Source organism: Citrobacter amalonaticus, from assembly GCF_018323885.1.
Taxonomy (GTDB): domain Bacteria; phylum Pseudomonadota; class Gammaproteobacteria; order Enterobacterales; family Enterobacteriaceae; genus Citrobacter_A; species Citrobacter_A amalonaticus.
In genome coordinates this window covers 4,356,830-4,370,260 of record NZ_AP024585.1, presented here as the reverse complement: position 1 = coordinate 4,370,260, position 13,431 = coordinate 4,356,830, and the positions used below count along the sequence as shown (strand labels likewise).

16 protein-coding genes and 1 riboswitch are annotated in these 13,431 nt (G+C 56.5%); of the genes, 8 read left to right on the top strand and 8 right to left on the bottom strand.

What is annotated here, in order from left to right; all coding sequences use genetic code 11:
* Position 1 precedes the first annotated feature (1 nt).
* The 5 genes from thiS to KI228_RS20645 form a co-directional block, all read right to left on the bottom strand.
* Positions 2 to 202, bottom strand: coding sequence for a sulfur carrier protein ThiS (thiS, locus tag KI228_RS20665; protein WP_042998977.1), 201 nt, complete (start codon positions 200 to 202; stop codon positions 2 to 4).
* Complete coding sequence (locus tag KI228_RS20660; RefSeq protein ID WP_042998978.1) at positions 183 to 941, bottom strand: HesA/MoeB/ThiF family protein; 759 nt, start codon at positions 939 to 941, stop codon at positions 183 to 185. Before KI228_RS20660 ends, thiS begins: the two co-directional genes overlap by 20 nt.
* Positions 934 to 1,569, bottom strand: coding sequence for a thiamine phosphate synthase (gene thiE, locus KI228_RS20655; protein WP_042998979.1), 636 nt, complete (start codon positions 1,567 to 1,569; stop codon positions 934 to 936). Before thiE ends, KI228_RS20660 begins: the two co-directional genes overlap by 8 nt.
* On the bottom strand, positions 1,569 to 3,470 hold the full coding sequence (gene thiC, locus KI228_RS20650; protein ID WP_141227671.1) for a phosphomethylpyrimidine synthase ThiC: 1,902 nt from the start codon (positions 3,468 to 3,470) through the stop codon (positions 1,569 to 1,571). The genes thiE and thiC overlap by 1 nt, the downstream gene beginning before the upstream one ends.
* 85 nt (positions 3,471 to 3,555) lie before the next feature.
* Positions 3,556 to 3,665, bottom strand: a riboswitch (TPP riboswitch).
* Positions 3,666 to 3,715: 50 nt separating this feature from the next.
* Positions 3,716 to 4,204, bottom strand: a complete 489-nt coding sequence (locus tag KI228_RS20645) for an Rsd/AlgQ family anti-sigma factor (protein ID WP_042998981.1) — start codon at positions 4,202 to 4,204, stop codon at positions 3,716 to 3,718.
* A gap of 97 nt (positions 4,205 to 4,301) precedes the next feature.
* Between KI228_RS20645 and nudC the strand changes: the two genes are divergently transcribed.
* The 6 genes from nudC to KI228_RS20615 all read left to right on the top strand — a co-directional run bounded on the left by nudC (position 4,302) and on the right by KI228_RS20615 (position 8,661).
* Positions 4,302 to 5,075, top strand: coding sequence for an NAD(+) diphosphatase (nudC, locus tag KI228_RS20640; protein WP_061069509.1), 774 nt, complete (start codon positions 4,302 to 4,304; stop codon positions 5,073 to 5,075).
* 41 nt (positions 5,076 to 5,116) lie between these two features.
* The gene (gene hemE, locus KI228_RS20635) at positions 5,117 to 6,181 is read left to right on the top strand and encodes a uroporphyrinogen decarboxylase (protein ID WP_042998983.1); all 1,065 of its coding nucleotides are present in this window, start codon (positions 5,117 to 5,119) and stop codon (positions 6,179 to 6,181) included.
* Between the two features lie 9 nt (positions 6,182 to 6,190).
* Complete coding sequence (gene nfi, locus KI228_RS20630) at positions 6,191 to 6,862, top strand: deoxyribonuclease V (protein WP_061069510.1); 672 nt, start codon at positions 6,191 to 6,193, stop codon at positions 6,860 to 6,862.
* Positions 6,863 to 6,903: 41 nt separating this feature from the next.
* The gene (locus KI228_RS20625; RefSeq protein WP_042998985.1) at positions 6,904 to 7,494 is read left to right on the top strand and encodes a YjaG family protein; all 591 of its coding nucleotides are present in this window, start codon (positions 6,904 to 6,906) and stop codon (positions 7,492 to 7,494) included.
* Between the two features lie 186 nt (positions 7,495 to 7,680).
* Positions 7,681 to 7,953, top strand: coding sequence for a nucleoid-associated protein HU-alpha (gene hupA, locus KI228_RS20620; RefSeq protein WP_001044509.1), 273 nt, complete (start codon positions 7,681 to 7,683; stop codon positions 7,951 to 7,953).
* A 12-nt stretch (positions 7,954 to 7,965) separates the two neighbouring features.
* Positions 7,966 to 8,661, top strand: coding sequence for a DUF1481 domain-containing protein (locus KI228_RS20615; RefSeq protein WP_043001799.1), 696 nt, complete (start codon positions 7,966 to 7,968; stop codon positions 8,659 to 8,661).
* 70 nt (positions 8,662 to 8,731) lie between these two features.
* Here the strand turns inward: KI228_RS20615 and zraP are convergent, their stop codons facing one another.
* Together zraP and KI228_RS20605 are read right to left on the bottom strand one after the other, a co-directional pair.
* A complete protein-coding gene (zraP, locus tag KI228_RS20610) occupies positions 8,732 to 9,166 on the bottom strand; it encodes a zinc resistance sensor/chaperone ZraP (protein ID WP_044268712.1) in 435 nt (144 codons plus the stop codon).
* 3 nt (positions 9,167 to 9,169) lie between these two features.
* Positions 9,170 to 9,373 carry a hypothetical protein gene (locus KI228_RS20605; RefSeq protein WP_141227670.1) on the bottom strand — a complete coding sequence of 68 codons (204 nt, stop codon included), beginning with the start codon at positions 9,371 to 9,373 and terminating at the stop codon, positions 9,170 to 9,172.
* Between the two features lie 40 nt (positions 9,374 to 9,413).
* Here KI228_RS20605 and zraS point away from each other — a divergent pair, with 40 nt between their 5' ends.
* Together zraS and zraR are read left to right on the top strand one after the other, a co-directional pair.
* Positions 9,414 to 10,820, top strand: a complete 1,407-nt coding sequence (zraS, locus tag KI228_RS20600) for a two-component system sensor histidine kinase ZraS (protein WP_061070650.1) — start codon at positions 9,414 to 9,416, stop codon at positions 10,818 to 10,820.
* The gene (gene zraR / locus KI228_RS20595) at positions 10,817 to 12,142 is read left to right on the top strand and encodes a sigma-54-dependent response regulator transcription factor ZraR (RefSeq protein WP_061069511.1); all 1,326 of its coding nucleotides are present in this window, start codon (positions 10,817 to 10,819) and stop codon (positions 12,140 to 12,142) included. Before zraS ends, zraR begins: the two co-directional genes overlap by 4 nt.
* Here zraR and purD read toward each other — a convergent pair.
* Positions 12,139 to 13,428, bottom strand: a complete 1,290-nt coding sequence (gene purD / locus KI228_RS20590) for a phosphoribosylamine--glycine ligase (RefSeq protein WP_061069512.1) — start codon at positions 13,426 to 13,428, stop codon at positions 12,139 to 12,141. The genes zraR and purD overlap by 4 nt on opposite strands.
* Between the last annotated feature and the right edge of the window lie 3 nt (positions 13,429 to 13,431).

The window sequence follows — 13,431 nt, the reverse complement described above, 5'->3', positions numbered from 1 at the left end:
TTCAACCCCCCGCGATAACCTGAAAAAGCAGGATCTGGTCGCCTTCCTGCACGATGTGCTGCTCCCACTGCTCGCGGGGCAGGATCTGTTGATTCAGCGCCAGTGCGGCGCCGGGTTTTAACTGATTCAATTGCGTCAGCAGTGTATGCACGGAGAGTCCTTCTGCACACTGCATTGGCTCATCATTGAACTGTATTCGCATGTCGCCCTCCACACACTGGGCACCCGCTGGCGCGGCGTAATGCCAGGCTGCGCCACTGGCTGGTTTTGCCGTCAAACAGGCGCAATTCGCCGCCGGGTATCTCCATACCGCTTAGGAGCTTGATTGCCTCGAGTGCCTGCAGGGTCCCCATCATCCCGACGACGGGGCCGACAACGCCTGCGGTACGGCAATTGCGTTCGGGTTCCGCGTCATCCGGCCATAAGCAGCGATAGCAGCCTTGTGACCAGGGCGGCGTCAACACCATCAACTGGCCGCCAAAACCGACCGCGCTGGCGGTGATCAGCGGGGTATCGAGCGCCACGCAGGCGGCGTTAATTTCCTGACGCGTCGCCATGTTGTCGGTGCAGTCGAGCACGACATCCGCTTGCGCCACTGCATGCCTGAGCGCCTCTCCACTCAGACGCTGCGTCAGCGAGAGCAGTTCGATATCCGGATTGAGTCGTGCCAGCCGCTGCTGTGCAACCTGCGATTTAGCGCGGGCAATGTCATCCGTGGTGAACAGGATCTGCCGCTGCAGGTTGCTGAGATGAACCTCATCGTCGTCAGCCAGCACCAGCGTGCCGACACCGGCTCCTGCCAGATACAGCGCGGCCGGTGAGCCTAATCCGCCCAGCCCGACGATCAGCACACGGCTGGCAAGCAGCTTTTGCTGACCGTCAATGGCGATATCGCCCAGCAGGATCTGACGGCTATAGCGCATAAAGTCACGGTCATTCATCGCCTGCTCCTGCTATCGCCAGCAATTGCGCGGTGGCCGCCCGCCAGTCTTCGGCCTGGGTAATGGCGCTGACCACCGCAATACTCCCTACACCAGTCGCCAGCACGGCGGGGGCGCGCTCCAGGCTGATACCGCCAATGGCGACGGTAGGATAATCATTCAGACGATTGATATGCCGTGCGAGTTGTTCCAGCCCCTGCGGCGCGGACGGCATCTGCTTAGTCTGCGTCGGGAAAACGTGGCCCAGCGCGATGTAGGAGGGACGTGCCGCCAGCGCTACGTCGATCTCCATATCGTCGTGTGTCGAGACGCCCAGGCGTAATCCCGCCGCCTGAATCGCCTTCAGTTCGGTGGTTTCCAGATCTTCCTGACCCAGATGCACGCCATAGGCGCGATGTTTGATCGCCAGCCGCCAGTAATCGTTAATAAACAGACGGGCGTTGTATTTCCGCCCCAGTTTGATGGCGGCCACCACATCGGCTTCCACCTCTTCATCACGCTTATCTTTGATGCGCAACTGGAGCGTACGCACGCCCGCATCCAGTAGGCGTTCAATCCACGTTACGCTGTCGACAACTGGATAGAGGCCCAGGCGAAAAGGAACCGTTGGGAAATCGGGTTGAATCATCAGACTTCCTCCCGCTTGAGGTAGATTTCTCCGCCTTTGGCGCGGAAGTTTTCTGACATATCCGCCATCCCCACTTCGATGGTCTGCGCGGCGGCGTAGTCACGGACTTCCTGACTGATTTTCATTGAGCAGAATTTCGGGCCGCACATGGAGCAGAAGTGCGCGACTTTGCCGGATTCCTGCGGCAGGGTTTCATCGTGGTAAGCGCGGGCGGTAAACGGATCGAGCGCCAGATTAAACTGGTCTTCCCAGCGGAATTCAAAGCGCGCTTTGGACATCGCGTTATCACGGATTTGCGCCCCCGGATGCCCTTTCGCCAGATCGGCGGCATGGGCGGCAATCTTGTAGGTAATCAGCCCCTGTTTCACATCTTCTTTGTTTGGCAGGCCAAGGTGTTCTTTCGGGGTGACATAGCAGAGCATCGCGCAGCCAAACCAGCCGATCATCGCTGCGCCAATTCCCGAGGTGAAATGGTCGTAACCCGGTGCGATATCAGTGGTCAGCGGGCCTAAGGTGTAGAATGGCGCTTCATGACAGTGATCCAGCTCTTCGGTCATATTGCGACGGATCATCTGCATCGGCACGTGGCCCGGGCCTTCAATCATCACCTGCACGTCATACTCCCAGGCGATTTTGGTCAGTTCGCCCAGTGTGTGCAGTTCTGAGAACTGTGCCTCGTCGTTGGCGTCCTGAAGGGAACCCGGACGCAGGCCATCGCCGAGCGACAGCGACACGTCATAGGCAGCGCAGATTTCACAAATCTCGCGGAAGTGCTGGAAGAGGAAGTTCTCTTTGTGATGAGAGAGACACCATTTCGCCATAATGGACCCTCCGCGCGAGACAATCCCTGTCAGGCGTTTCGCGGTCATCGGCACATAGCGCAGCAGCACGCCGGCATGAATGGTGAAGTAGTCCACCCCCTGTTCGGCCTGCTCCAGCAGCGTATCGCGGAAGGCTTCCCACGTCAGATCTTCGGCGATCCCGTTGACCTTCTCCAGCGCCTGGTAGATCGGAACGGTACCGATCGGCACCGGGCTGTTGCGCAGGATCCATTCGCGGGTTTCATGGATATAGCGACCGGTGGAGAGGTCCATTACGGTGTCCGCTCCCCAGCGCGTTGACCACACCAGTTTCTCCACTTCTTCTTCGATGGAGGAGGTGACGGCAGAGTTGCCGATATTGGCGTTCACCTTCACCAGGAAATTACGCCCGATAATCATCGGTTCCGATTCCGGGTGATTGATGTTGGCGGGGATGATAGCTCGTCCAGCGGCCACTTCATCACGCACAAATTCCGGCGTGATGTTCTCCGGCAGGCGTGCGCCAAATCCTTCACCCGGATGCTGCTGGCGTAACACTTCACTGCGGATGCGTTCACGGCCCATGTTTTCACGAATGGCGATAAACTCCATTTCCGGGGTTACGATACCCTGGCGCGCGTAGTGCAGTTGCGTCACGCATTTGCATGCTTTCGCGCGTTTTGGCGTCAGCAAACCGGTGAAACGCAGTTCATCCAGACCGTCGTCGGCCAGACGTTCTTTGGTATAGACAGAGCTGCGGTCAGTTAAGGCTTCGCTGTCGTTACGCGCATCAATCCACGGCTGGCGCAGCTTTGTCAGCCCCTGCTGGACGTTAATTGCCACATCCGGATCACCATACGGACCGGAGGTGTCGTACACCGGAATCGCTTCGTTCTCTTCAAACTGCGGTTCCGCTTTGCTGCCGCCGATGAGCGTCGGGCTAAGCTGAATTTCCCGCATCGGGACGCGAAGATCGTGTTGTGAACCGGTGATGTAGATCCGTTTTGAGTTCGGGAAGGCTGTGCCTTCCAGCGTATCGATAAAGTGTTGTGCTTGCGCGCGCTGTTCGCGGCGGGACAATTTAGGGGTAGTTGCAGACATAGCTCATTCCAAAAAAGTAAGGAGATGGCTTGTCAGACGACGGATGAGTAATAGGTGTGCGACGCCCGTTAAGGCTTACGCATAAAGCAGAATTACTCTTGTTCCCTTCGCAGGTTTTAACCTGATCAGGTTCCGCGGATCCCGAATTAACGGTCTCAGCCGGTGTTTTCACACCAGGCACTCCGACAAGATGTAACCTCTGATAAGAGGCAATAGGGGTAAACTACGCGTTCTGTGCGCCGAACTCAAGCAGGACGTTTGATGACCGCATTGTCATGCATGGCGTCAAAGACCAGCATGATCAGCTTATCTTCCAGCGCAAATCGGGCTTCTAGCGCTTCGCCGAGATCGGATAAAACCTGTTGAAACTCCAGGCAGTTATCGTGATCAATCGCCGTTTCCAGACTGGAGTCATAGTAGTCCATGATGCGTTGTGTGTTAGCTTCCAGTAGCGGCCAAATTTTTGTCGCTTTTAAAAGCTGCCCGTTACCTTCCAATTTATGCAGAATACGTTCATAAATACTGAAGTGTCCGGTGGAGAGGTAGTCGACCAGGCTCTGACAAAAATCATCCAGCGCTTTTTCATTCAGTTGCATGTACGATTCTTTGCCAGGCTTAATGCCAACCAGATTGTAGTAAGCCACGAGCAGATGCTTACGTACATGTAGCCAGCGATCAACCAGTTTGTTACTTCCTCTGACGCGCTCTGTCAGGTCTTCCAGCTGGTTTAGCATGATTGACTCCGCAAGTGTAGATTTAAAAACTGCTCACGCAGGAATTGTAAAAATAATGTTATCAACATGCCAGTGAAGCAAAGGTAGTGCAAGAGCTATGGATCGTATAATTGAAAAATTAGATCACGGCTGGTGGATCGTCAGCCATGAGCAAAAATTATGGTTGCCTCATGGCGAATTGCCACACGGTGATGCGGCAACTTTCGATCTTGTCGGGCAGCCAGCGCTGCAAATCGGAGAGTGGGAAGGCGAACCCGTCTGGCTGGTGCAACAGCATCGGCGTCACGAGATGGGATCGGTTCGTCAGGTGATCGATCAGGATGTGGGGCTGTTTCAACTGGCGGGGCGCGGGGTACAGCTGGCTGAGTTTTATCGATCGCATAAATTCTGTGGCTACTGCGGGCACCTGATGCATCCGAGTAAAACCGAGTGGGCGATGCTCTGTACCCACTGCCGTGAACGTTACTATCCGCAAATCGCCCCCTGCATTATCGTCGCCATTCGCCGTGAGGATTCGATCCTGCTTGCCCAACACGTTCGCCATCGTAACGGCGTATATACCGTACTTGCCGGATTTGTTGAGGTGGGCGAAACCCTGGAACAGGCGGTGGCGCGTGAGGTGATGGAAGAGAGCGGCATTAAAATTAAAAACCTGCGCTATATCACCTCGCAGCCGTGGCCTTTCCCGATGTCGCTGATGACTGCGTTTATGGCGGAGTATGACAGCGGCGAGATTGTCATCGACCCGAAAGAGTTGCTGGAGGCTAACTGGTATCGCTACGATGATCTACCACTCCTGCCGCCGCCTGGCACCGTCGCACGGCGTCTGATCGAAGATACCGTGGCAATGTGTCGGGCTGAGTATGAATGACATGATACACTGACGGCCTGACGCAATAAGGAACTGCAAAAATGACCGAACTGAAGAACGATCGTTATCTGCGTGCGCTGCTGCGCCAGCCCGTTGATGTCACCCCGGTATGGATGATGCGCCAGGCGGGCCGCTATTTACCAGAATATAAAGCCACCCGCGCAGAGGCGGGCGATTTTATGTCGCTGTGCAAAAATGCCGAGCTGGCCTGCGAAGTGACGCTCCAGCCGCTGCGCCGTTATCCGCTTGATGCGGCGATCCTCTTCTCGGATATCCTGACCATTCCGGATGCGATGGGGCTGGGGCTCTGGTTTGAAGCCGGCGAAGGTCCGCGTTTTACTGCACCGGTCGCCTGCAAAGCCGATGTCGACAAGCTGCCGGTTCCCGATCCGGAAGATGAACTGGGCTACGTGATGAACGCGGTACGCACGATTCGTCGCGAGCTAAAAGGTGATGTGCCACTGATTGGCTTCTCCGGCAGTCCGTGGACGCTGGCGACCTACATGGTGGAAGGCGGAAGCAGCAAAGCCTTTACCGTGATTAAAAAGATGATGTATGCCGACCCGAAAACGCTGCATGCGCTACTTGATAAGCTGGCGAAGAGCGTCACGCTGTATCTGAATGCTCAAATCAAGGCGGGCGCGCAGTCGGTGATGATTTTCGACACCTGGGGTGGCGTGCTGACCGGACGCGATTATCAGCAGTTCTCGCTGTATTACATGCACAAAATCGTTGATGGCCTGCTGCGTGAAAACGACGGTCGCCGCGTGCCGGTGACGCTGTTTACTAAAGGTGGCGGACAGTGGCTGGAAGCGATGGCGGAAACCGGCTGCGATGCGCTCGGACTCGACTGGACCACCGATATTGCCGATGCACGTCGTCGCGTGGGACACAAGGTTGCTTTACAGGGCAACATGGATCCTTCCATGCTCTATGCGCCTACGGCGCGGATCGAAGAAGAAGTGGCGTCTATACTTTCTGGTTTCGGCCAGGGGGAAGGCCACGTCTTTAACCTCGGTCACGGCATCCACCAGGACGTGCCGCCAGAACATGCTGGCGCCTTTGTGGAGGCGGTGCACCGGCTGTCCGCGCAATACCACCGCTAAGGAGACCATATGGACCTCGCGTCGCTACGCGCTCAACAACTTGAACTGGCCTCATCTGTAATCCGCGTGGATCAACTTGATAACGATCCGCCGGATCTGATCGGCGGGGCAGACGTGGGGTTTGAACAGGGCGGAGAGGTGACGCGGGCGGCGATGGTTTTGCTGAAATATCCCTCGCTGGAACTGGTGGAATACAAAGTGGCGCGCATCGCCACCACCATGCCTTATATCCCCGGCTTTCTCTCCTTCCGTGAATATCCCGCGTTGCTGGCAGCGTGGGAGCAATTCTCGCAAAAACCCGATTTGCTCTTTGTGGATGGTCACGGTATTTCCCATCCGCGCCGTCTCGGCGTGGCCAGCCATTTCGGACTGTTGGTGGATGTGCCGACCATTGGTGTGGCGAAAAAACGATTGTGCGGCAAGTTCGAACCACTCTCTGCTGAACCTGGCGCACTGGCGCCGCTGATGGACAAAGGTGAGCAACTGGCATGGGTCTGGCGCAGCAAAGCGCGCTGTAATCCGCTGTTTATCGCTACGGGCCATCGTGTCGGGTTGGACAGCGCCCTGGCGTGGGTGCAGCGCTGTATGAAAGGCTACCGCCTGCCGGAGCCAACCCGCTGGGCGGATGCGGTGGCATCGGAACGTCCGGCGTTTATGCGATGGCAGGAAATGCAGCCCTGATTGCGGTACACTGCCGCTAATTTCTGATTCGAGAATTCATCATGTTACAAAACCCGATTCATCTGCGTCTGGAACGTCTGGAAAGCTGGCAGCACGTCACGTTTATGGCCTGCCTGTGTGAGCGCATGTACCCGAACTATGCCATGTTCTGCCAACAGACCGGGTTTGGCGACGGACAGGTGTACCGCCGTATTCTGGACCTGATCTGGGAAACGCTGACGGTCAAAGACGCGAAAGTGAATTTCGACAGCCAACTGGAGAAGTTTGAAGAAGCGATCCCGGCGGCAGACGATTATGACTTGTATGGGGTTTATCCGGCCATTGATGCCTGCGTGGCGTTAAGCGAGCTGGTTCATTCCCGTTTGAGCGGTGAGACGCTGGAACACGCCATTGAAGTCAGCAAGACGTCCATCACTACGGTTGCGATGCTGGAAATGACCCAGGCAGGTCGAGAAATGAGCGATGAAGAGCTCAAAGATAACCCGGCGGTGGAGCAAGAGTGGGATATTCAGTGGGAAATATTCCGACTTTTAGCTGACTGTGAAGAACGCGACATTGAGCTGATAAAAGGGCTTAGAGCAGACCTGCGTGAGGCTGGCGAGAGCAATATCGGTATAAATTTGCAGCAGTAAGACACGAAAACGTGATTTAACTTCTGAATTGTCGTACCTGAAGGCTTCCCTTCCGCCCCCCGTCTGGTCTACATTTGGAGGGCGAAAAAAAGTGGCTATCGGTGCGTGTATGCAGGAGAGTGCTTTTCTGGCATTTCCGTCGCACTCGATGCTTAGCAAGCGATAAACACATTGTAAGGATAACTTATGAACAAGACTCAACTGATTGATGTAATTGCAGACAAAGCAGAACTGTCCAAAACCCAGGCTAAAGCTGCTCTGGAATCCACTCTGGCTGCTATTACTGAGTCTCTGAAAGAAGGCGATGCTGTACAACTGGTTGGTTTCGGTACCTTCAAAGTGAACCACCGTGCTGAGCGCACTGGCCGCAACCCGCAGACCGGTAAAGAAATCAAAATCGCCGCAGCTAACGTACCGGCGTTTGTTTCTGGTAAAGCACTGAAAGACGCAGTTAAGTAAGACCGCGTGGCTGTGAACAGTTTTAATGAAGGGGCGGCTTCGCCCCTTTCGTCTGTCTGGCGTCGCACGTTGACGTTAGCAGGCGTGCTGTTGCTAACGGCCTGTAGCCATAACGCCTCTCTTCCGCCGTTTACCGCCAGTGGGTTTGCTGACAACCAGGGTGCGGTGCGTATCTGGCGTAAAGACGCATCAGACGGCGTCCATATGCTTTCGGTGTTCAGTCCGTGGCGTAATGGCAGTACCACAACCAGCGAGTACCGCTGGCAGGGTGATTCCCTTTCACTGATAGAACTCAATATTTATGGCGAACCGCCGGAGCATATCCGCGTGCGTTTTGACGATCGCGGCGAACTGAGCTTTATGCAGCGCGAAGTCGATGGTCATAAACAGCAGTTGTCGAACGACCAAATCGAATTGTACCGTTACCGTGCCGAGCAGATCCGCCAGACCAGCGATGCATTGCGACAGGGGCGGGTGGTCTTGCGTCAGGGACGCTGGCATGCCGCTGAACGTACGGTTACCACCTGCGAAGGCGAGACGATTAAACCGGATTTAGATGCCTGGGCGATGAGTCACATTGAGCGCCGCCAGAGCCATTCATCTGTTGACGTCAGCGTGGCATGGCTGGAGGCGCCCGAAGGGTCACAGCTTCTGCTGGTGGCGAATTCCGACTTCTGCCACTGGCAGCCAAAAGAAAAAACGTTTTGATGGGTGCCGGATGGCGGCCTACATCAGACATTCTGTAGGCCTGATAAGCGTCGCGCCATCAGGCAAAACATTACCAGTGTCCCATTCCCATGTGGCCGCCACGACCACCGCATCCGCCGTAACCCATCCCCATACCGCCAGGGACACCGGCCTGAGCCATGGCAACATCCCGTTTCACCCGTTGTTCATCCAGTGACTGTCTTAAGGATTCCATCTCTTTCGCCACCGCATTGATTTTGGCGGTATCCGGCGGATTCGTCGCTAACAGCGCGTTGTATTCATAGCGTTTGGACATCAGTTGTTGGCGTAGGGCGTTAGTCTGGTTGTAAAAGTCATTATGGATTTTTTGCGCGGCAGCCTGCTGCTCTGCGCTCAGTCCACTGCCATTTTGTTGCCACATGCCGCCGCCGTTCCCCCAGTGATGCCGCGCCAGGGCGGGGCTGGAACCCAGCACCATCAAAGAGAGGGCGATCAGCGCCAGGCCTGCTTTCGTGTTCCGTTTCATCATTTATCCTCCTGTGGGTGGTCTTATCTTCTGTATTGCATCTTCCGTGCCAGACTGATTCTTCCCGCCCGGCGCGGGTTCTGGCGATGCACAGGCCAGCAAAGCGAGTAAAAATGACTCGCCGGAAGGACGCAGTGGGTCATTTTTACCCGGCGTTGTCGGCAGTTTGTGTGGCAAGACCGGGATACGAGCCGCGAAAAGTGGCATGATTTCTGCTGAAAAGAAGGGATTGAGTCACTCAGAGCTGATGAGAATGATGCGAGAACATAAGGATACGGTAGCCCGATGGTTGAGCGGGGTGCTACCCGCCATCATCCTGATTCTGGTTGGGCTATTTGCCGTGATGGTGATCCGCGATTACGGGCGTGAAAGTGACGCAGCGCGGCAGACGCTGCTGGAAAAAGGCAGTGTGCTAATCCGTGCACTGGAGTCGGGGACGCGCGTCGGGATGGGCATGCGGATGCATCATGCTCAGCAGCAAACGCTGCTCGAAGAGATGGCGGGGCAGCCAGGCGTGCTGTGGTTTGCCGTGACCGATGCGCAGGGCAACGTTGTCATGCACAGCGATCCTGCCCTGGTCGGGAAAACGCTCTACTCGCCAGCAGAGATGCACACATTACACCCAGGAGAAGAGGCGCGCTGGCGTGCGCTTGACGCGACGGATGCGCAGGGGCAGACCGTTCCGGCGCTGGAGATCTATCGTCAGTTCCAGCCGCTGTTTTTCCCTGGACGACACGGGATGCACGGGATGTCGCGTGGCAATGGCGCAATGCCGGGTTCTGCTCATCAGTTCATTTTTATCGCCTTTGATGCCAGTGAGTTGGCCATGACGCAGGCGCGTGAGTGGCGTAATACGCTGATTATGCTTTTCGCGCTGACCACCGTGCTGTTGGCGACTCTCCTGACGTTTTTCTGGTACCGGCGATACCTGCGTTCTCGCCAGCTATTGCAGGATGAGATGAACCGTAAAGAGAAGCTGGTGGCGATCGGGCATCTGGCCGCAGGCGTCGCGCATGAGATTCGAAATCCGCTCTCTTCCATCAAAGGACTGGCAAAGTACTTTGCTGAACGCGCGCCAGCGGGCGGTGAAGCGCATGAACTGGCGCAGGTGATGGCGAAAGAGGCCGATCGTTTAAACCGGGTGGTCAGTGAACTGCTGGAACTGGTGAAGCCCGCGCACTTGTCCTTGCAGTCGGTGGATCTCAATGCGGTAATTGACCACTCTCTGCAACTGGTCAGCCAGGACGCGCAGAGTCGGGCGATTGAGCTGCAATTTGTGTCTGACCCTGCGCTGCCGCCCGTTCAGGCTGACCCGGACCGGCTGACGCAGGTGTTGCTGAATCTTTATCTGAACGCGATTCATGCCATCGATCGGCAGGGGACCATCCGCGTTGAGGCAAGCACAAGCGGAGCCGATCGCGTTAAAATCACCGTTGCAGACAGCGGGAAAGGGATTGCGGCGGAACAGCTGGCCGCCATTTTCACCCCTTATTTCACGACGAAAGCGGACGGTACGGGACTGGGGCTGGCGGTGGTACAGAACATCATTGAACAGCATGGCGGGACGATCCAGGCGGATAGCCTGCCAGGTAAAGGCGCAACGTTCACCCTCTGGCTCCCGGTGACGTTAACACGTAAGGATTCACAAGGATGATTCGCGCAAAGATCGATATTCTGGTGGTGGATGACGACGTCAGCCACTGCACTATTTTACAGGCATTACTGCGAGGATGGGGCTATGACGTCGCGCTGGCCTACAGCGGGCGAGCCGCACTCGAGCAGGTGCGTGAACACGTCTTTGACCTCGTGTTGTGCGATGTACGCATGGCGGAGCTGGACGGCATCGAAACGCTGAAAGAGATCAAGACGCTGAACCCGGCAATTCCGGTGCTGATCATGACGGCGTTTTCCAGCGTGGAGACGGCGGTAGAGGCGCTAAAAACCGGCGCGCAGGATTACTTAATCAAACCGTTGGATTTTGACAATCTGCAAACGACGCTGGAAAACGCGCTGGCGCATACGCGAGCATCCGCCAGCGAGCTGCCGTCAGTTTCCGCCTCGCAGTTTGGGATGGTCGGCGAAAGCCCGGCGATGCAGCAACTGCTGAGTGAAATTGCGATGGTTGCGCCTTCCGATGCAACGGTATTGATTCATGGAGATTCTGGCACCGGGAAAGAGCTGGTGGCGCGCGCGCTGCATGCCTGCAGTGAGCGGAGCGACAAACCGCTGGTAACGTTGAACTGCGCGGCGCTCAACGAGTCGCTACTGGAATCTGAGCTGTTCGGTCATGAAAAAGGCGCATTTACCGGTGCCGACAAGCGCCGGGAAGGGCGTTTTGTCGAAGCCGATGGCGGCACGCTGTTTCTTGATGAGATTGGTGATATCTCGCCGATGATGCAGGTGCGGTTACTGCGGGCGATTCAGGAACGCGAAGTTCAGCGTGTGGGCAGCAACCAGACGATCTCGGTCGATGTCCGCCTGATTGCCGCGACTCATCGCGATCTGGCACAAGAGGTGCAAGCCGGACGTTTTCGTCAGGATCTCTACTATCGCCTGAACGTAGTGACCATTGAAACGCCGTCGCTGCGTCAGCGGCGGGAAGATATCCCCCTGTTGGCTGACCACTTTCGCCAGCGGTTTGCTGAACGTAACCGTAAGGCGGTGAAAGGGTTTACCCCACGGGCGATGGATCTGCTGATTCACTACGACTGGCCGGGGAATATCCGTGAGCTGGAAAATGCAATTGAGCGTTCAGTGGTCCTGCTGACCGGAGAGTATATTTCTGAGCGCGAGCTGCCGCTGGCGATCGCGAGTCAGCCCCTGCCGCTCATGACGGAGCAGGCCATTCAGCCGCTGGTGGAAGTCGAAAAAGAGGTGATTCTGGCGGCGCTGGAAAAAACGGGCGGCAACAAAACGGAAGCCGCCCGTCAGCTAGGGATTACGCGAAAGACGCTGCTGGCGAAACTGTCGCGTTAGTTCTGTTCACGCTCAATGGCGCGCCAGCCGATGTCTTTACGGCAGAAACAGTCGTCCCAGTGGATATCGGTCATTAAGGCATAGGCGCGTTTTTGCGCCTCTGCCACCGTATCCCCCAGCGCAGTGACGCACAGCACGCGACCACCGCTGGTGACAACCTGCTCGTTATCGTCCAGTCGGGTGCCGGCGTGGAACACTTTGCCATCTGCCACTTCTTCCAATGGCAAACCGTGGATCACGTCGCCAGTGCGATAATCGCCAGGATAACCGCCCGCTGCCATCACCACGCCAAGCGAGGCGCGATCATCCCACTCTGATTTTTGCTCGTCCAGTTTGCCTTCGCAGGCAGCAAGGCAAAGCTCAACCAGATCGGATTTCATACGCAGCATGATGGGCTGGGTTTCCGGATCGCCAAAGCGGCAGTTAAATTCGATCACCTTCGGATTGCCCTGTTTGTCGATCATCAGACCGGCATACAGGAAACCGGTATAGGTATTACCTTCTGCCGCCATGCCTTTGACGGTTGGCCAGATGATGCGTTCCATCGTGCGCTGATGGACGTCATCCGTCACCACCGGCGCCGGAGAATAGGCACCCATCCCGCCGGTGTTCAGGCCGGTATCACCATCGCCTACGCGCTTATGATCCTGACTGGTCGCCATCGGCAAGACGTGCTCGCCGTCGACCATCACGATAAAGCTGGCTTCTTCGCCGTCGAGGAACTCTTCAATCACGATGCGATGACCCGCGTCGCCAAACGCGTTGCCAGCCAGCATATCATGTACGGCGGCTTCGGCTTCTTCCTGCGTCATTGCGACAATCACACCCTTACCGGCAGCCAGACCGTCAGCCTTAATGACGATCGGCGCGCCTTTCTCACGCAGATAAGCGAGAGCAGGTTCGATCTCCGTAAAGTTCTGATATTCGGCCGTCGGGATCTGGTGACGTGCAAGGAAATCTTTGGTGAACGCTTTGGAACCTTCCAGTTGTGCCGCGCCAGCGGTTGGACCGAAGATTTTCAGGCCCGCCGCACGGAAGGTATCGACCACGCCTTTCACCAGCGGCGCTTCCGGGCCGACGATCGTCAGGTCAATCTTTTCACTCTGGGCAAAGTTCAGCAGTGCCGGAATATCGGTTGCGCCGATCGCGACGTTTTGCAGCGTCGGTTCCAGCGCAGTGCCGGCGTTACCCGGTGCAACAAATACGGTTGCCACTGTTGGTGACTGAGCGGCTTTCCACGCCAGAGCGTGCTCGCGCCCGCCGTTTCCGATAACTAATACTTTCATGTC